Raw genomic sequence first — 17336 nt, 5'->3', positions numbered from 1 at the left:
CAGAAGAGAGCGGGAACCAGTCTCACTGGGTCCCGCTCTTTCTCATTGCTTCGCACTGATCGCGACAGACCTGCGATAGAGGCAAGCGCCGCTCCATCAAGTCCAGGAAGGCGAGTCCTTCAGTCGCTCCAGGCTGAGTTGATAGGCGTTCCTCAGCCGCGTGAAGTCGTAGAAGGTGCCCTGCGGCTCGCGCTTGACGGTCAACAGTTCCTGGGCTTCCAACTCCTTCCGGCCCTTAACAAAGGCGTTGGACGTGTCGGTGGGTGATGAGGCATGTGGCGAGGCCGAGGAAGGCTTCGTGGATGTCGTCGCGTCGTTCCCACCGGATTCGCAGGCGTCTGAAGCCGTGGAGCCAGGCGATGGTGCGCTCGACGACCCATCGGTGAATGCCAAGGCCGGATCCGTGTGGGACGCCGCGGCGTGCGATCACGGGTTTGATGCCCTGCGCCCAGACAAGTCGGCTACTTGTCGTGGTCGTAGCCCCGGTCGCCGAGCAGGGTGTCGGGCCGTCGTCGTGGTCGCCCGACCAGACCGGGGACGGACGGGACCTTCGCGAGCAAGGGCATCAGCTGAGTCACGTCGTTGCGGTTTCCTCCGGTCAGCGACACCGCGAGCGGGATGCCCTACCCGTCGACGAGGACGTGGTGCTTGCTGCCCGGCCGTGCGCGGTCGACCGGGCTCGGTCCGCTTTTGGGCCTCGCCGAGCGGCCCGCACATGGCTGGAGTCGATCACCGCCCGGGACCAGTCCAACTGCTTCGCCACCCGCAACTTCGTCAGAAGGACTGCATGCAGTCGCTCCCACACGCCAGCCTCGTTCCAAGCGGCCAGACGCCGCCAGCACGTCATGCCAGAACCGAAGCCGAGTTCCTGAGGCAGGTACTCCCACTGGATGCCGGTGTGCAGGACAAACAGGATCCCGCAGAGCGCCTGACGGTCAGGCACCCGCGGCCGTCCCGCGACCAGCTTCGGCCCAGGCTTCGGCAGCAACGGTTCGATCAGTGACCACAGTTCGTCCGAGACGATCCACGGCCGAGCATCCCTCTTTCCCACGAACAGGCCAACGAACATCCGAGCCGACAGTCACACCATCAACGGGTTCTGTTAGGACCTCTAAGAGGGCATCTGATCAGCGTTCACGCGGTTTTGAGTGTCTGTTTCGATTCGCCAGGTTGGTGCGGATTCTCCGGTGAGTTCGCGGCTCATTTTGTTAGCCATGGCCCAGTGGATCATCGTTCGGGATCTCTGCGGTAGGGCTTCGTAGTCGCGCGCCAGGCGGCGGTGCTGCATCAGTCAGCCGAAGGTCCGCTCGATCACCCACCGCTTGGGCAACGGCTGGAAGCCCTTCACCCTTGGTCGCTGCACCACTTCGACGTCGATTCCGAGGCGGGCGCCGTGCTGGATGACGCTGGTCTGGTAGCCGCCGTCGGCCCAGACCTTGGTCACAGTCGGATGGGTCGCCGCCAGCTCGGTCAGTGCCTGCTTGCCGCCGGTGGAGTCGTGGACGGAGGCGGCGGTGATGAGGACGGTCAGGACCAGTCCGAGGGTGTCGGTGATCAGGTGGCGCTTGCGCCCTTTGATCTTTTTGCCGGCGTCGATGCCCTGGCTGTCTTCGGCAGCATTGCTCGAGGTCTTCACGCTCTGCGCGTCCACCACCGCCGCGGACGGTGCCCCGCTTCGGGCATTCGCCCGGCGGGCCTTGTCCCGCAGCAGGTCGTGGACCTGCTCGGTGGTTCCGTCCGCTTCCCACTTGGCGTAGTAGTCGTAGACGGTCTTGAACGGCGGGAAGTCGTGTGGCAGGTACTCCCGCGGGATCCCGGTGCGGTTGACGTAGAGGATCGCGTTCACGATCTCTCTCAGGTCATGCACTCGTGCGGCCGTTCCGGGGCCAGTTCGCCCAGCACGCCAAGCCGTGAACACCGGCTCGAGCAAAGCCCATCGGGCGTCGGATACGTCGCTGCGATACGGGCGCCGAGAAGTCACTCGAGGTGCAACGACTCATGGCAGGCTTGGTCACAGCAAAAGGATCAAACCGCCCACAACGTAGATCAGATGTCCTCTAAGGCCCTGCCCATCGGAAACGCCGGTCAGGGCCTTTCTTGCGCATGCCAAAACAGCAACCTACTTGGCCGTTTCGCTTTCGCGGTCACGGTGCGCGCGACGGTCGGCCTGGTCTCGGCCATCGCTGGCCAGGAGTCTGCGAAGGATCTCCGTCGCTGATTGGCAAACTTCAGTGGCTACCGACGGCTACTTACTGCGCCCCCTACTTCTGACATTGCGCCATGTCGCGACAGCTTCCCTTTCCCAGTAAATAGGACAGCAGAAGATGACGTTAGCGGTCTCCGGGTCCGCGATCGAGGAGCTTGAGGCGCGAGATCGAATACTTACTCGCCTCAAGCTCCTTCAGGACTCTCTCCCAACTTCGAGATAGTCACCCACCGTTCAGAAACTCAGGTCCATCGGGAACGATTCGGAGAAGCCTCCGACTAAATACTACCGGCGGCCTCGGAAGCCGACGAGACGCCGCCCTCCGACGAGGGATCACCGATCACTGCGATCGCGAACCGACTATTCCTTGAGATGACCCCCGCCTCGCCCCTCAGCCCTCACCAGGGCTCTCCCATGCCGTTCTGACTACGCCGTCCGAATCCGGCACCACGGCGCACCACCCAGCCAATACCACTTCCGCCAGCATGAACGACAATCCCCTGTCCGTTACTTCGGCGAGACTATCGACCCCTCCTGGGTAGGCGCAGTAAATGAGCTGGCCAGGCGTGAGTGGGGCTTCGAACGCAGTGAAATCTTCGTCCAATAGTCCCGAGTCGAGCCGCAGGTTCGGGTTTGCCACAACGCAGAGGAGCGAGCGAGGCCGTACAGCCTGTGCCACCTCCGCTACATTTCCCGCGGTCACCCGGAACCATCGGCAGCCGTAAGCACCGTGCGCCCAGCGCTCACACAAGAGGACCATCCCATCGGTCGCCGCTCCAACCGAGCCCCAAAACTCGTCATCCACGACGTCATCGACAAGTCTTGGCTCCTCCTCAGGCTCCGGTTCCGAGGCGCGCCACTCAAGAGACAGGTTGTCGCCAGCGAGCCCGGTAAGCGAATTGGCCACCGCTGGATCCATTGAGAGATGGATCGCCCCATCCCATCCCGACTCGACGCGAAGCCGCCCCGGCGTGATCAGCCGGCAGTATGGTCCGAACCCAGCCGCCATCCGCTCAGCGAGATCTATCGCCTCCGCCGGCTTGGCCTGCATCCCGTTGCGGAGCCTCCAGTAGCGGTCAGGGAGCGGTTGGCTGACCAGCAACTCACTGACCTCAAGACGGTCAGCTCCGCATTCCTCGATCACCACGTTGAGCAACCTCCGCAAATCCACCGCGTAGGCACTCCAGGCCGACGCCTCAGCCAGGGAGGCTCGCACATGTTGGTCGCTCGGGCTGACGACAAGCTCGGCTGTCATTTGGCTAGCCACTTGAGACCCAACACCTCTCCTGTCGGGGATACATCCAGCCCATACGTTCCGTCCCGAGCCGAATCCTTCGTCGACTGGAAAGGATTACGGAAGCTGGCACCCTTGAATACCGCCTGCTTGTTATGCCCGGTCCGATCGTAGGTGATATACCGAGGTTGACCACCTCCAGCCTTCTTGTTCTCCCAAATCGGGGCCCCGCCTGCAGATTTCATTTTGGTCTTCGTGTATCCCAAGAAATTGGCAACATCGTCAGACTGTGCACGCGTGAGCGAGTTGCAGTTGATGTTGCTGTTGTGAACGAGTACCGGCGTCTGACCAGCGAGTACATAGTATGTATGCAACCCCTCCACCGTGAGGTTGTACGTCCTCGCATGCTTGGTGAAGGGCTTGTTGGCGGTGACGATGACCGTTTCGCCCTTGTCGGTGCGGAGGGTCATTCCCGGCTTCAGGCCGCGGGCCGGGATCCAGTCCTTCTCGGACGGGGACCAGAAGGGGTGCTCGTGTGTCGCAGTCAGGGACTCGATCCCCTGATCGGTAGCGATGGAAAGCTTGTTGAACTTCTTGTCCGCTTCGGTGCGGATCAGATGCGTCACTCGGCGGGGCTCTGTCTTGCCCGTCATGGGATCAGTCGCCAAGACCTTGTCGCCTACGTCAACGTCTTCGATGTCGGCGGTCGAGCCGTCGGCCATGAGGACGTCGGTGCCTGCCAGGAAGCACTTGCAACCCACCCCCTTCTTAGAAGCCATCTCATTTGGCTGGCTCGGTAGGCTGTCGGTCGTGGTGGGGATCGTTGAGCGGCTAGTGCCGGAAGAGTTGTGGGAGTTGTTCCAGCGGGTGGTGCCGGAGACGCCGACCCGGCCGCAAGGGGGAGGTCGGCGGCGGCATGGTGACCGGGAGGTCCTGGCTGCGATCGTGTTCGTGGCCACGTCGGGCTGCACCTGGCAGCAGCTGCCGTCCGCCTCATTCGGGCCGTCGGGAGCGACAGCTCACCGGCGCTTCACGGAGTGGTCGAAGGCCAGGGTGTGGGCGAAGCTCCACCGTCTGGTCCTCGACGAGCTCGGCTCCCGCGGCGAGTTGGACTGGTCCCGCTGCGCAATCGACTCCGTGAACATGAGGGCCCTGAAAAGGGGGATCTGACAGGCCCGAATCCTGTCGACCGGGGCAAGTACGGGTCGAAGATCCACTTAATCACCGAGCGGACTGGTCTGCCTCTGTCCGTCGGAATCTCGGGGGCGAACCTGCACGACAGCCAGGCACTGATTCCCCTGGTGTCCGTGTACTTGGTTTTGTCCCCACTGACGTACGAGTGAACGTCCCCAGTTGTTAGGCCACTTCGTTCTCGCGCTCGATGGCCTGGAGGCGGTTCTTGAGCCGGTAGCTCGGGCCGTTGATGGAGACCACGTCGTGTCCGTGTACTTGGTTTTGTCCCCACTGACGTACGAGTGAACGTCCCCAGTTGTTAGGCCACTTCGTTCTCGCGCTCGATGGCCTGGAGGCGGTTCTTGAGCCGGTAGCTCGGGCCGTTGATGGAGACCACGTCGCAGTGGTGCAGGAGTCGGTCGAGGATTGCGGTGGCCAGGACTTCGTCACCGAAGACCTGGCCCCATTCGCTGAAGGTCTTGTTCGAGGTCAGGATGATCGAACCCTTCTCGTAGCGCTTGGAAATCACCTGGAAGACAAGGTTCGCCTCCGCCCGCTCCAGGGGCTGATATCCCACCTCGTCGACGACGAGGACGCCCGGCCGCAGGTAGGTGGTGAGTTTGCTGGTCAGCCGTCCGGCGGCCTCGGCGGCCTTGAGCTGGCGGACCATGTCGTCGAGGCTGGTGAAGTAGATGGAGTAACCGGCTCGACAGGCGGCGACGGCCAGCGCGACCGCGATATGCGTCTTGCCGACCCCCGGCGGACCCAATAGGGCCGCGTTGGCCTTGGCCTCGACGAAGGACAGCGTCGCGAGGTCTTTGACCTTGCGCGGGTCGAGCTCTGGCTGGAACGAAAAGTCGTACTCATCGAGCGTCTTGTGGTGCGGCAGCTTGGACAGCCGCAGGCCGTTGCGGAAGCGGCGGTCATCGCGAACGGCCAGTTCCTCCGAGAGGACCAGGTCGAGGAAGTCCAGGTAACCGAGCTTTCCCTCGTCGGCGCGGCGAATGCACTCGTTGATCGTTTCCGCCAGGTGGGGCAGGCCGAGCTTGCCGGCCGTGGTGCGGATGCGGTTGCCGGTCAGCTCGCTCAAGAGGACTCCTTCTTCGTGGGGTTGGTGGTGAAGGGGCGAGTCCCGGTCAGTTCGTCATAGACCGACAGGGGCCGACGGCCGACCTCGATCCGAGTGGCGGCAGCCCGGTTGAGCAGAGCCTGCAACGGCCCCATCTCCTCGCCGCGGGGCTGCGGCCGGGGTCGGGGTGCAGTGTCGCCGGTGGTGGTGCGGCGGTTCTTGCCAGTGGGGAGTCCGTCCCAGTGCGTCTCCTCAACCACACGGGCTCCGCGGCCAACTGCCCGCGCGTGCATGGCCAGCAGCGTCTCGCCGGATGCGTCGGTGGAGTGCAGCATGATCTGCGATTTCGTGGCCCTGATCTCCACCAGTTGACGAGGACGGACCTTGCGGGCCGGGACCGAGTAGAGATTGCCGGCGAAGGCCACCAGACAGTCCTTCCCGACCGGCCTCAGATGCCGTTCCGTCACGAGATACGGCGCCGGCGGCAGCGGTCGCAGAGCTGCATGATCGCGGGCAGCTCGCTCGCCGATGATCTGCTGGTGCGTCCGGTGGGCCTGAGCCCGGCGCTGCGGCACCCAGGCCACGAAGGCGGCGTCCATCTCCTCGATCGAGGAGAACGCCCGGCCGGACAGCACGTGATCACGGACGATGAGGACCTGCCGTTCGACCCGGCCTTTGCCCTGCGGCCGGTAGGCAGCCAGAACGTCGATGTCGAAGTCGTAGTGCCCGGCGAAGCCGACCGCTTCCGGGTGCAGCGGGACCGCCTCGCCCGGGGCGACATGACGGCGCACGACGGTCTTGGTGCGGTCGTAGACGATCGTCATCGGGACCCCGCCGAAGTGGGCGAATGCCCTGCGATGGCAGTCGAAGAACGTCTGCAGGTCCTGACTGGTGGTGAAGCAACAGAACGGATCGCGGGAGTACGACAACGTCATATGGAACGAGTAGACCTTCGGCGATCCCATGTGGGCGAGGATCTTGCCCTCGTCGCCCCAGTCGACCTGGGCCTGAGCGCCCGGGATCACCTCGAAGCGGCGGTGCATGCCCGCCAACTGCTTCGGCGTGATGCCCAGTTCATCCGCGATCCGAGGCCGGGCCTCTTGAACGTAGAGTTGTCGGGTAGCCGGAGTCCATTGCTGGACCCCGGCCCCCTAAGAACCGGCCATGCGGGCTTTCCCCGCAGCTCGGCTCAAGCAAGCCCCGAGGGCTTCGCAGGTCAGCAGGGTTATGTGGTCCGTTGACCGTCGCCAGCATGGTGCTGGCGATGGCATTCGGAGTGCACGAGGCGAAGATTGTTCCGCTCGTCCGTGCCGCCGTCTCGCCGGTAGATGAAGTGATGCTTGTGGAGCATCTTCTTCGAGGCCGCGAACCAGTTGATCCACTCGCGTGGACTGTCTGGTTCGTACTCGGCTCCGACGATCAGCGCCTGTTTGCAGAGAGGACAAAGCCCCTGCTGCCGGACCGCCAGGAGAAGACTGGTCTTATCCATCGGCGGCGGCGCCTTCCTGCGGCGGCGGTCCTGCCAGTACTCGGTAAGCGCGGGGTTGTCCGGGGACGCCCCACCCTTAACGAGTTGGTGACGGACGATGCCCGTCCAGGCGAACTTGGTGAGAAAGGCACCGCTGTCGCGGTCACCGAATACCCACTGGTCTTGCCGGGACGGGTGGAACTGGCCGAAGTACCGGTTCATAATCCAGTTCCCCGACTTGTTGCAGTGACGACGCCTGGCCCATTTGAAGACCAGCCGCCACATATAGTCATCCAGCGACGTGAAGGTCGTTGAGGAGGCCACTGCCCGGTAGTAGGCGGCCCAACCGCGAACGATCGGGGTCAGCCTGCGCAACACGGCTGCGGCGTTGGACCCGTGCAGGCCCTTCGCCTCGGTCCGTAGTCGCAACCGAAGCCTCGCGCAAGCCGCTGTGCTCGGTTTGATGATCATCTTGCCGCCTGTGCGGCGGACAGTGAATCCGAGGAAGTCGAACCCTCTGTTGAGGTGGACGACCTGGGTCTTCTCCGAATTGAAGCGAAGACCCCTCGACTCCAGCCAGCCCTCCAACCGGGCTCTGACCTGGTGCACCTCGATTTCGTCGTGACACAACACGACGAAGTCATCGGCATACCTCACCAGCACCGGGGTGCCCGGCATCGCACCGGGCTCGCGCCCGGACTTCGACACTGAGTATTGGCACCCTGCGGCCTGTTCCAGCCCATGCAGAGCGACGTTCAGCAGCAACGGGCTGATCACACCACCTTGAGGAGTGCCCTCCTCGGTCGGTGCGAACCGGCCGCGTTCGATCACGCCCGCCTTCAACCACCCGTGGATCAGTTCCCTGGCCGGGAACCATCCGAGCATGGTCATGAGGTGGGTGTGGTCGATGCGGTCGAATGCCGCCGACAGGTCCGCGTCCAGGACCCACAGACGTTTCGGGTTCTTGCCCTTCACCGTCCAGAAGATCGCAGATATCGCGTCCTGGCAGCTGCGGCCGGGCCGGAAGCCGTAAGACCTCGGCTCGAACCGCGCTTCCCACTCCGGTTCCAGCGCGTTCTTCACGCGAGCCTGGAGAACCCGGTCACGAATGACCGGGATACCGAGCGGCCGCTGTTTCCCGTTGCTCTTCGGGATGAACACTCGCTTGACCGGTCTGGCCTTCCAGGGCTTCGACGACCGATGGGTCTCGGCCGCCAGCGTGCCTCTCGCCTTGGGCGTGAGGGCTCGTTCCCCGTCGATGCCAGCGGTCTTGCGACCACTGCTCTGTTGCGTCACCCGCTTCACGCTGACGAGCGTGTTGCTGCGGCTTCGCAGCATGAGCTTCTGCAAGTTGCGGACCCTCTTGAGGTCCCCGTCCTGCGTCGCCTTGAAGATCCTCTGCCTCAGCCGCCGTACGTTCTCCTCGCACGTGGCCCAGTCGATGCCGTGCCAGTCGAGTAAGCCGTCCTCGGGTCCGTTCACCGCAGGCAAGGGCATCACAGCAGATGCCGTGATCTCCATGTTCGCCTCCGGTGTCTAACTTGTCCCTCAGTTCGAGCGGTGTTGCAGTGGTGGCTTCAAAGGCTCACCTGATCCACGTGGGCGCCCTTTCGGGCCGGACCACCAGGGCCCGTATCCGGCGAGTTATGCGAGAGACAAGTGAAGGTCCTGTCTCCCGGTTTCCTCGGGCCTTTCGACCTGCCGGCATTCGCTTCTTGGATCTTCCTTCTCCCGCCGGGGAGTTCAGCCTTCCTCGCGGTCGGCCTACCAAGCCGGGTGGCTTGGACCTCGTCGGGGTTTTCATGTTCCGCACCAGTAAGACGCAGCTGGGGTGGGCGCCTCCTATACCCCGGGACCAACGGTGTCCTGTCTCAGGCGAGTCAGATCCTGAGATCGCTTGGTGCCTTGCAGCACCGGGTCCTGTGACCGCCGCCTGCATGCCATCGCGCGGCCTTACCATCACGGGGCCTCATCAGAGGTTCACTTGTGTTCGCCCGTCCAGCCTTCTCCTCGCCTGTGACTATCCGATGGCCGGAATGTTCTTGGGCTTGAATGCTCAGCTTCACACCCCGCCGTTACCAGCGACGCATGTGAGCGCGGAGACGGGCATTGGACACTGGCCCGAAGATCAGTCGACCCTTCCCTCCTTCACCTGACTGTTCTCACTTCCCTGGAGCGACTTCATGTCGCACTGACGCGCTGGTAGTTGCCGGTGAAGCCGTACTCGCCGACCAGCCGCTCGTGAATGACCGAAGCCTTCATGAGGATTTCGGCTCGCAGTATCGAGTCGACCAGCGGCGCGAACGCGTCGATCTTCCGCTCCAGCGACCGGCCGTTCACTGAACGGCGTGGCGGTTCCGCCGGCCCTGAGATGTACTTGCGGACTGTCTTGCGATCCAGCCCTGTCTCCCGGGCAACCTCAGACAGGCTCATCGCCCCGGACTCCAACAACCCACGGAAACGGCGCAGTTCCGACCAGCGACGCGGATCCAGAACCACAACCGACCACCCCCTGCCGCCGCACACTGACTACGCAGCAGAGTGCCCAGCAGCCCGACTCAGCACATCAGGAACTGGCCGCGTTCATCCGTACGCGGGTGAGGACGTTCACGTGTACGCCGACACCGGCACCTTCTATCCCGTCCTGCTCGCCGGGGTCTTCCTGCTGCCCGCGCCCGCCGCCGCCCTGGTGGCGGTGCCCGGCGCGCTCCTGGACCGGGTCGAGCAGCGGCCGCGCTGGGCGCGCCGCGTCTGGCGGGCCGCCGGGCTCGCCCTCGCCGCCTGGGCGGCCGCACGTGCGCACGCGGCGCTCGGCGGGCGGCAGGCCGTGGCGGCGGCCGACTTCCCGTACGTCCTGCTGCCCGCGCAGGCCGCGGTGCTCGCCTTCTGCGTCGTACTCACCCTGCTCGACGGCACGATCCTGCTCGCCGCGGAACGGCTGCCGGTGCGCACCGCCTGGCGCGGCCTCTTCGCGCGCTCGCTCGGGCCGGTCGCCGTGCACGGTCTGGCCGGTCTGATGATGGCGGTGCTGTGGCGCAGTACGTACGGGCCGCTCGCGGCGCTGCTCGTGCTGCTGCCGATGCACATCTCCAGCTGGGTGTTCGCGCAGTACCACCGGGAGCGGGCCGCGCACCAGGCGACCATCAGGGCGCTGGTGCGGGCCGTGGACATCAAGGACGGCTACACCCGTGGCCACAGCGAACGCGTCGGGCACGCCTCGCAGTTGATCGCCCGGGAACTCGGCATGGACGACGAGCGGGTGGAGATGCTGCGGTTCGCCGGGATCCTGCACGACGTCGGCAAACTCGGCGTCCCCACCCGCCTGTTGCGCAAGGACGGCAAGCTCACCCCCGAGGAGCGGCGGATCATCGAGCTGCACCCCGAATACGGTCACGAGATGGTGCGCGGCATCGGCTTCCTCGGCGAGGCGCGCGCCGCGGTACTGCACCACCACGAGCGCCTCGACGGCACCGGCTACCCCTACGGCCTGGCCGGACTGCGCATCCCCGAGTCGGCCCGGGTGGTCGCCGTCGCGGACGCCTTCGACGCCATGACCTCGACCCGTTCCTACAGCCGCGCCCGCCCGGTCGAGGTCGCCCTCGCCGAACTGCGGCGCTGCTCCGGCTCCCACTTCGACCCGCGCATGGTGCACGCCCTGATCCGCGCCCTGGAACGCCACGGCTGGCGGCCCGCGGTGACCGCCGACGGGCCCGACGGTCCGGGCGGGGCCCGCCGAAACGTGCCTGCGGCGCGGCCTGCGGCCGCGGCGCCCAACGGCAACGCCCCTCACCAACTCACCCCCCGCCCCGCCCAGTTCACCACCCCGAGTGGTGAGCGCACCCCATGAGTCACGGCGGTTCCTCGCACGGTGTCCGGCCGGGCCGTCACCGGCGCGCGGATGAGGGTGGCCCGCGCCGGGGTGCGCTGCCCCGGCAGAGTGCGCCCCCGCCGGGCTCCGGCCGCCGCCGTCGTGCCGGGCCCGGCGGGGACGGCCGCATTGCCAAGGGCGCCGCGGCCGCCGCCGGTGGTCTGCCGGGACGGCTCGCGCGGCGGCCGGTGCTGGTCGCGGTGCACACGGCCGCCGGGGCGCTCGCGCTGTTCGCGCTCGCGGCCACGCTCCGCGCGGGCGTGGCCGACCGCGGCACCGCCTTCGCCTTCGGACTGCTCATCGCGCTGGGCGAGTTCACCCGCTGGCGCGCGGACGACCCGCGCCCCGCGCGCGAGCCCGCGCCGCTGGGCGCCGCCGGGGCGCTGGCGTACGCCCTGCTCGGTGAGGTCGGCGGACGGCCCACCGGACACGGGGTCCTCCAGGTGGTCGCCATCGTCTTCGCGGCGACGCTCGCCGGTGCCGCGCCCCATGTGGCCCGCGGCGCCGCACCGGCACCGGACCATGTGGCGCGGCGGGTGCTCGGCGTCGCCTTCGCGGCGGTGTGCTTCCAGCCGCTGCACGCAGCGCTGCATCCCGAACACGGACCGGAGCACGGCCCGGGGCGCGGCGCCTACTACGCGCTCGGCGTGGTCGTGGTGGTCGCGCTGAGCGCGCTGTGGGACGCGGTACTGGCCGCCGCGCTCGCCCGGGCCCGTACCGACTGGCCTTTCGGCCCGCTGCTCCGCGACGAACTGCGCGCGCTGACCGGGATCGGCTCGGCGGTGGGCGCGACCGGCGCGGTGATCGCGCTCGGCGTCGCGGTGGCCGCGCTGTGGGCGCTGCCCGTCTTCAGCCTGCCGCTGCTGCTCACCCAGCTCGCCTTCCGCCGTTACGCGGCGGCCCGTACCACCTACCGCCAGACCATCACCTCCCTGGCCAGGGCCACCGAGATCGCCGGGTACACCCCGCCGGGCCACGCCCGCCGGGTCGCCGTACTGAGCCGTGCCGTCGGCCGTGAGCTGGGGCTGACCCGGCGTGAGCTGACGGTGCTGGAGTACGCGGCCCTCATGCACGACATCGGGCAGCTCTCGCTGGTGGACCCGGTGCCGTCCGGGGCCACCGCCTTCCTCGGCGCGGAGCAGCAGCGGCGGATCGCGCTGCTCGGCGGGGCCGTGGTCCGGCAGACCGGTGGCGCGGCCGAGGTCGCGCTGGTGGTGGAACAGCAGGCCGAGCCCTACCGTGACCAGCCGCTCGCGGCCCGTATCGTCCGGGCGGCCAACGCCTACGACGAGATCGTCCGCGCGGAGGGCCCGGCCGGCGCACTCACCGCGCTGGAACGCCTCCGGCTCGCCACCGGCCGCGACTACCAGCCCGAGGTCGTGGAATGCCTGGCCCGGGTCCTGGCCAAGGAGGGCGGCGGACCGTAGCCGTAAGGGAGTGGACCGTAGCGGTAAAGAGGGGGGCGAGGGCGGCGGCCCGATTGCAGGTGCGGCAGGTGCGGCAGATACGCCGGGTGGGACAGCCGGCCGCATCCGGGCAGCGCCGGTGGCACTGGTCACAGCGATGCCTGCAGACGTCTTGACAGGGTACGGACCGGATGGCCTGATCCCGGGAGGGGCTGGGTAACCCATGGGTAATGAGCGGCGGCTGGACCGTCCGTGGTTGGATGCGAAGACGAAGCAAGGTGAGCGGGGGAGCATGCCTTGAGTACCGGCAGGCGGGAATCGTGAGGATCTTCGGCAAGGGAAGGCACCGGCCCTCCGCCTCGTGGCGGCAGGCCACCGACCGTGCGTTCACGCTCATCGGGGACGGGCGGTACGAGGACGCGGGCGCACTCCTGACCCGGGCTGCCGATCTGGAGCCCTGGCTCTCGGAGTCGTGGTTCAACCTGGCGCTGCTGCACAAGTTCCGGCACGACTGGGAGCAGGCACGCGCGGCCGGACTGCGCGCGGTCGCCCTCCTGGACCGGTCCACCGGCGCCCCCGACTGGTGGAACGTCGGCATCGCGGCCACCGCCCTGCAGGACTGGCCGCTGGCCCGCCGCGCCTGGCAGGCGTACGGCCTGAAGGTGCCCGGCGACACCGCCGCCTCCGGACGGCCGGTGGCCATGGAGCTCGGCAGCGCGGCCGTACGGCTGTCGCCGGAGGGCGAGGCCGAGGTGGTCTGGGGCCGTCGTCTGGACCCGGCACGTATCGAGGTCCTGTCGATCCCGCTGCCCTCCTCCGGGCGCCGCTGGGGCGAGGTCGTGCTGCACGACGGCGTCCCGCACGGCGAGCGGACCACCGCCGCCGGGCACGCCTTCCCGGTCTTCGACGAGATCGAGCTGTGGGCGCCCTCGCCGGTGCCGACCTGGGTGGTGCTGCTCGAAGCGGCCACCGAGGAGGACCGGGACGCGCTGGAGAGGCTCGCGGCCGACGCCGGGTACGCCGCGGAGGACTGGTCCTCCTCGGTGCGGCTGCTGTGCCGGATGTGCTCGGAGAGCCGGATGCCCAGCGACGAGGGCGGCGACGGCGAGCACCTGGACCCGCACGACCACAGCGAGCCGGGTCACCCGGGGCCGCTCGGTCACCGCACCGACGGCCAACTGTGGGTGCCCGAGCGCGAGTGCGGCGTCGCGGCCCCCGCGGGCCTGGTCCGCGGGCTGCTCGACAGCTGGGTCGCGGACAGTCCGGACTCCCGGAACTGGCGAGACCTGGAAGAGGTCTGCTGAGCGCGCCGTAGGCTAGTGGGACGGCACGGCACGCTTGTGGTGCCGCAGGTTTTCCAGGAAGGCGAAACGGCCACCATGGCGCAGCAGGACACTGAGCAGGAGCAGACCACGGGCGCGGGGGTGCTGCCCGTGGACGACGAGGGCTTCGTCGTCGACACCGAGGACTGCGAACAGCGGGAGAGTGCCTACCGCGAGCGCGGCACCTCCCGCCCGATCACCGTGGTCGGCAACCCGGTGCTGCACAAGGAGTGCGCGGACGTCACCGAGTTCGGTGACGAACTGGCCCGGCTCGTGGACGACATGTTCGCCAGCCAGCGCACCGCGGAGGGCGTCGGTCTCGCCGCGAACCAGATCGGTGTCGGCCTGAAGGTCTTCGTCTACGACTGCCCGGACGACGACGGCGTGCGGCACGTGGGCGTGGTCTGCAACCCGAAGGTCCAGGAACTGCCCGCCGAGCAGCGCAGGCTGGACGACTCCAACGAGGGCTGTCTGTCGGTGCCCACCGCCTACGCCTCGCTGGCCCGCCCCGACTACGCGGTGGTGACCGGCCAGGACGAGAAGGGCAACCCGATCAAGGTACGCGGCACCGGCTACTTCGCCCGCTGCCTCCAGCACGAGACCGACCATCTGTACGGCTCCCTGTACATCGACCGCCTCTCGAAGCGGGAGCGCAAGGACGCCCTGAAGCAGATGGCGGAGGGCGAGCCCAGGTACCCGGTGGTGGCCAACGCCTGAGGGCGCGGTGCGGCGCCGGAGCGGGTGGCGCCGGTCCCGAGAGACCCACTACTTCCGGGGTTCAACTACTCGGTAACAAAAGACAGTTGAATCTCATTCAGAGTGCATTCGGGCCCGGCCGTGGGACTTCCCCCCGGTCGGGTCCGTGTGTCCGTGTCCTTGTTGTGATGATCCAAGTGGTCACGTAAGGGGACGTTCTCGGCAGGGAGGGGTAGTGAGTGGAGCAAATCTGTTCCCTTAACGGTCAGTTGTGGTGCTGAATGGAAAGCGCGGGGTACGCATCTGCGCGCGCCGTGCGGCGGAGTGGTGCGCGCACTCAAGCGGCGAGAGGGGTTTCTTCATGCCGGCTTATCCACCCACCACCAAACAGTCGGAGCAACCACGCGGGACGGTAGCGGTACCACCGGCACTGCGGCTTCCGGTGATCGAGAACGCATTTCCCCGGCACCTGCACGCGTATTGGCCGAGACTCCAGGAGAACTCGCGCACCTGGCTGCTCGAAAGGCGGCTCATGCCGCCCGCCAAGGTGGCCCGCTTCGCCGACAGTCTGTGCTACACGGACCTGGTCGCCGGCTACTACCTCGGTGCGAGCGACCAAGTCATCGGCGACATCGCCGACTTCAGCACCTGGTTCTTCGTCTGGGACGACCGGCACGACCGCGACGCGGTACACGGCCGGGACGGCGCCTGGCAGCGCCTGCGCGGACAGCTGCACGCGGCCCTGGACGAGCCGCACGGCCACCTCCACCACGCCGACCCGCTGGTCGCGGCCTTCGCGGAGTGCGTGATCAGGCTGTTCGGCACGCTGGGCGAGGACTGGAACGCCCGCTTCGCGCGGCACTTCCACGCGGTGATCGAGGCGTACGACCGGGAGTTCGCCAACCGGCGCGGCGGGAGCGTGCCCACGGTGGAGGAGTACGTCGAGCTGCGCCGGCACACCTTCGGGCACCACGTGTGGGTGGACCTCCTCGAACTGGCCGCGGCCTGTGAACTGCCCGAGAACGTCCGGCGGCACCCGGCATATCGGCGGGCGGCTCTCGCCTCACAGGATTTCTCCGCCTGGTACAACGACCTCTGCTCGCTACCCAAGGAAATAGCGGGCGACGAGGTGCACAATCTGGGAATCAGCCTGATACAGCACGAGGGATTATCGCTCGAACAGGCGGTCACCGAAGTGCGTCGGCGAGTTCGCATCTGCATCGCCGAATTCCTGGCGGCGGAGGAGGAAGTCCTCCAGTATTCCAGGGAGTTGTCGGGCCAGAAATCACCACGGGCGCGCGAGGTGAGTACGGGCCTTCAGTCGTGCCTGTTCAATCTGCGGAACTGGTTTTCCTCGGTCTACTGGTTCCACCATGAATCCGGGCGTTATCGCATGGAACTCTGGGAGGACAGTTCGACTCCTCCCTATCTGAGTGATCCCCTTGAACCGGCAGGTGAGGAATGAGCGTCGAATCCCCGGCAGGACCCGACACCGCCTTCGTCCCCGAGCCCCCACCGCTCACCCCGCCCCTGGTGCCGGGCGGCGCCCCGCTGCTCGGCCACGCCTGGAACCTGGTGCGCGACCCGCTGGGCTTCCTCGCCGCGCTGCGCGACCACGGCGAGGTGGTGCGGATCAGGCTCGGTCCCCGTACCGCGTACGCGGTGACGGCCCCCGCTCTCGTCGGCTCGCTGCTCAAGAGTCCCGACTACGAGGTCGGCGGACCGCTCTGGGACACCCTGGAGGTGCTGCTCGGCAAGGGCGTGGCGACCAGTAACGGCCAACTGCACCGCCGTCAGCGGCGGATGATCCAGCCCGCGTTCCGGCCCGAGCGGATCGCCGAGTACGCCGAGGTCATGGCCGAGGAGGCGCGGGCGACCGCGGAGCGCTGGCAGGACGGGCAACTCGTCGACGTCGACGCGGAGATGTTCCGTACCGCCGTGCGTGTCGTCTCCCGCTCGCTGCTCAAGGTCGGCTCCATCGGCGAGAAGGCGGACCGCATCAGCGAGTCGCTGAACACCGTCTTCGAGGGGCTCTACCGCCGGATGGTGCTCTCCGTGGGACCGCTGCACCGGGTGCCCACACCCGCCAACCGCCGCTTCGCGAGCGCGCTCGCCGATCTGCACACCCTCGTCGACGAGATCATCGCCGAACGCCGCGCGACACCTGTCGACGGCGAGGATCTGCTCGCCGTATTGCTCGCCGCCACAGACGAATCGGGTGAACCGCTCAGCAATCAGGAGATCCACGACCATGTGGTCTCGCTGGTCGTCGCGGGGGCCGAGAATGTCGCTTCCACTCTGTCCTGGACATTCTGGCTTCTGACACAACATCCGATGCAGGAAAGCCGGTTGGTGGCGGAAGTGCAGTCATTCGTGCCGACCGGGCAGGTGGCATTCGCGGACCTCAAGAAGCTAGTGCACACCCGCAATGTCATCACCGAGGCGATGCGCATACGTCCGGCGGCGTGGATATTCACCCGACGTTCCGTGGCTGATACCAGGCTTGGCGGGTACGGCATTCCGGCCGACGCGGACATCGTCTACAGCGCCTACGCATTGCAGCGGGACCCGCGTTCGTTCGAACGGCATCTCGACTTCGACCCCGACCGCTGGCTGCCTGAACGGGCCGCCCGCGTACCGCAGTTCGCGATGATGCCGTTCAGTGTGGGCAACCGGAAGTGCCCCGGCGATCACTTCAGCATGACCGAACTCGCCCTGATTCTGGCCACGGTGGCCCCGATGTGGCGGTTGGTTCCGGTCGAGGAGACCGATTCCACCACCAAGATCGGGATCACCCTGCATCCACGGCAGCTCGTGCTGCGTGCCGAGCGCCGGTGAGGTCCCTGCTCGCGCCCCTCCGCGGGGCGCGAGCAAGGCCTCGGCGACCGGCCGGG

At 67.1% G+C, this 17336-nt stretch carries 11 protein-coding genes and 7 pseudogenes; 7 read left to right on the top strand and 11 right to left on the bottom strand.

What is annotated here, in order from left to right; genetic code table 11:
• Positions 1-96 precede the first annotated feature (96 nt).
• From HUT18_RS34235 to HUT18_RS33955, 6 genes and pseudogenes are all read right to left on the bottom strand, one after another.
• Positions 97-222: a hypothetical protein gene (locus tag HUT18_RS34235; protein WP_303246555.1), complete on the bottom strand. Its 126-nt coding sequence runs from the start codon at positions 220-222 to the stop codon at positions 97-99.
• A gap of 13 nt (positions 223-235) precedes the next feature.
• Positions 236-1069 (bottom strand): annotated as a pseudogene (locus tag HUT18_RS25105) (IS5 family transposase).
• A 42-nt stretch (positions 1070-1111) separates the two neighbouring features.
• A pseudogene (locus tag HUT18_RS25100) lies at positions 1112-1981 on the bottom strand (IS5 family transposase).
• 616 nt (positions 1982-2597) lie between these two features.
• Positions 2598-3461 (bottom strand): hypothetical protein, encoded by an 864-nt coding sequence (locus tag HUT18_RS25095; protein WP_176102804.1) that lies wholly within the window; start codon positions 3459-3461, stop codon positions 2598-2600.
• A complete protein-coding gene (locus HUT18_RS33960; protein ID WP_303246586.1) occupies positions 3458-3757 on the bottom strand; it encodes a toxin C-terminal domain-containing protein in 300 nt (99 codons plus the stop codon). The genes HUT18_RS25095 and HUT18_RS33960 overlap by 4 nt, the downstream gene beginning before the upstream one ends.
• 3 nt (positions 3758-3760) lie before the next feature.
• A pseudogene (locus HUT18_RS33955) lies at positions 3761-4195 on the bottom strand (Hint domain-containing protein); the annotation flags it as partial.
• Between the two features lie 46 nt (positions 4196-4241).
• Here HUT18_RS33955 and HUT18_RS25080 point away from each other — a divergent pair.
• Positions 4242-4744: pseudogene (locus HUT18_RS25080) on the top strand (IS5 family transposase); the annotation flags it as partial.
• 52 nt (positions 4745-4796) lie between these two features.
• Here HUT18_RS25080 and HUT18_RS34365 read toward each other — a convergent pair.
• From HUT18_RS34365 to HUT18_RS25060, 5 genes and pseudogenes are all read right to left on the bottom strand, one after another.
• Positions 4797-4889: pseudogene (locus HUT18_RS34365) on the bottom strand (AAA family ATPase); the annotation flags it as partial.
• Between the two features lie 43 nt (positions 4890-4932).
• Positions 4933-5703: an IS21-like element helper ATPase IstB gene (istB, locus tag HUT18_RS25075; protein ID WP_176102803.1), complete on the bottom strand. Its 771-nt coding sequence runs from the start codon at positions 5701-5703 to the stop codon at positions 4933-4935.
• A pseudogene (gene istA / locus HUT18_RS25070) lies at positions 5700-6797 on the bottom strand (IS21 family transposase); the annotation flags it as partial. The pseudogene istA and the gene istB, both read right to left, overlap by 4 nt.
• A gap of 110 nt (positions 6798-6907) precedes the next feature.
• The gene (gene ltrA / locus HUT18_RS25065; RefSeq protein WP_176102802.1) at positions 6908-8671 is read right to left on the bottom strand and encodes a group II intron reverse transcriptase/maturase; all 1764 of its coding nucleotides are present in this window, start codon (positions 8669-8671) and stop codon (positions 6908-6910) included.
• Between the two features lie 672 nt (positions 8672-9343).
• A pseudogene (locus HUT18_RS25060) lies at positions 9344-9649 on the bottom strand (IS21 family transposase); the annotation flags it as partial.
• A gap of 112 nt (positions 9650-9761) precedes the next feature.
• On the opposite strand from HUT18_RS25060, the gene HUT18_RS25055 reads away from it, so the two are divergent.
• From HUT18_RS25055 to HUT18_RS25030, 6 genes are all read left to right on the top strand, one after another.
• On the top strand, positions 9762-10997 hold the full coding sequence (locus HUT18_RS25055) for an HD-GYP domain-containing protein (RefSeq protein WP_254878800.1): 1236 nt from the start codon (positions 9762-9764) through the stop codon (positions 10995-10997).
• Positions 10994-12445, top strand: a complete 1452-nt coding sequence (locus HUT18_RS25050; protein ID WP_254878799.1) for an HD-GYP domain-containing protein — start codon at positions 10994-10996, stop codon at positions 12443-12445. Before HUT18_RS25055 ends, HUT18_RS25050 begins: the two co-directional genes overlap by 4 nt.
• Positions 12446-12744: 299 nt before the next feature.
• A complete protein-coding gene (locus HUT18_RS25045; protein WP_176102801.1) occupies positions 12745-13728 on the top strand; it encodes a hypothetical protein in 984 nt (327 codons plus the stop codon).
• Between the two features lie 75 nt (positions 13729-13803).
• Positions 13804-14463 (top strand): peptide deformylase, encoded by a 660-nt coding sequence (gene def / locus HUT18_RS25040; RefSeq protein ID WP_176102800.1) that lies wholly within the window; start codon positions 13804-13806, stop codon positions 14461-14463.
• 340 nt (positions 14464-14803) lie between these two features.
• Positions 14804-15907, top strand: a complete 1104-nt coding sequence (locus HUT18_RS25035) for a multidrug MFS transporter (RefSeq protein ID WP_176102799.1) — start codon at positions 14804-14806, stop codon at positions 15905-15907.
• On the top strand, positions 15904-17280 hold the full coding sequence (locus tag HUT18_RS25030) for a cytochrome P450 (protein WP_176102798.1): 1377 nt from the start codon (positions 15904-15906) through the stop codon (positions 17278-17280). Before HUT18_RS25035 ends, HUT18_RS25030 begins: the two co-directional genes overlap by 4 nt.
• The last annotated feature ends 56 nt before the right edge of the window (positions 17281-17336 follow it).

Source organism: Streptomyces sp. NA04227, from assembly GCF_013364195.1.
In the GTDB taxonomy this organism is placed as follows: domain Bacteria; phylum Actinomycetota; class Actinomycetes; order Streptomycetales; family Streptomycetaceae; genus Streptomyces.
This window is presented reverse-complemented; position numbering and strand designations above follow the sequence as displayed.

Coding starts and splice junctions, on each gene's coding strand:
- HUT18_RS25095 (WP_176102804.1), bottom strand. CDS start 3,461: ATGACAGCCGAGCTTGTCGTCAGCCCGAGCGACCAACATGTGCGAGCC.
- ltrA (WP_176102802.1), bottom strand. CDS start 8,671: ATGGAGATCACGGCATCTGCTGTGATGCCCTTGCCTGCGGTGAACGGA.
- HUT18_RS25050 (WP_254878799.1), top strand. CDS start 10,994: ATGAGTCACGGCGGTTCCTCGCACGGTGTCCGGCCGGGCCGTCACCGG.
- def (WP_176102800.1), top strand. CDS start 13,804: ATGGCGCAGCAGGACACTGAGCAGGAGCAGACCACGGGCGCGGGGGTG.
- HUT18_RS25035 (WP_176102799.1), top strand. CDS start 14,804: ATGCCGGCTTATCCACCCACCACCAAACAGTCGGAGCAACCACGCGGG.
- HUT18_RS25030 (WP_176102798.1), top strand. CDS start 15,904: ATGAGCGTCGAATCCCCGGCAGGACCCGACACCGCCTTCGTCCCCGAG.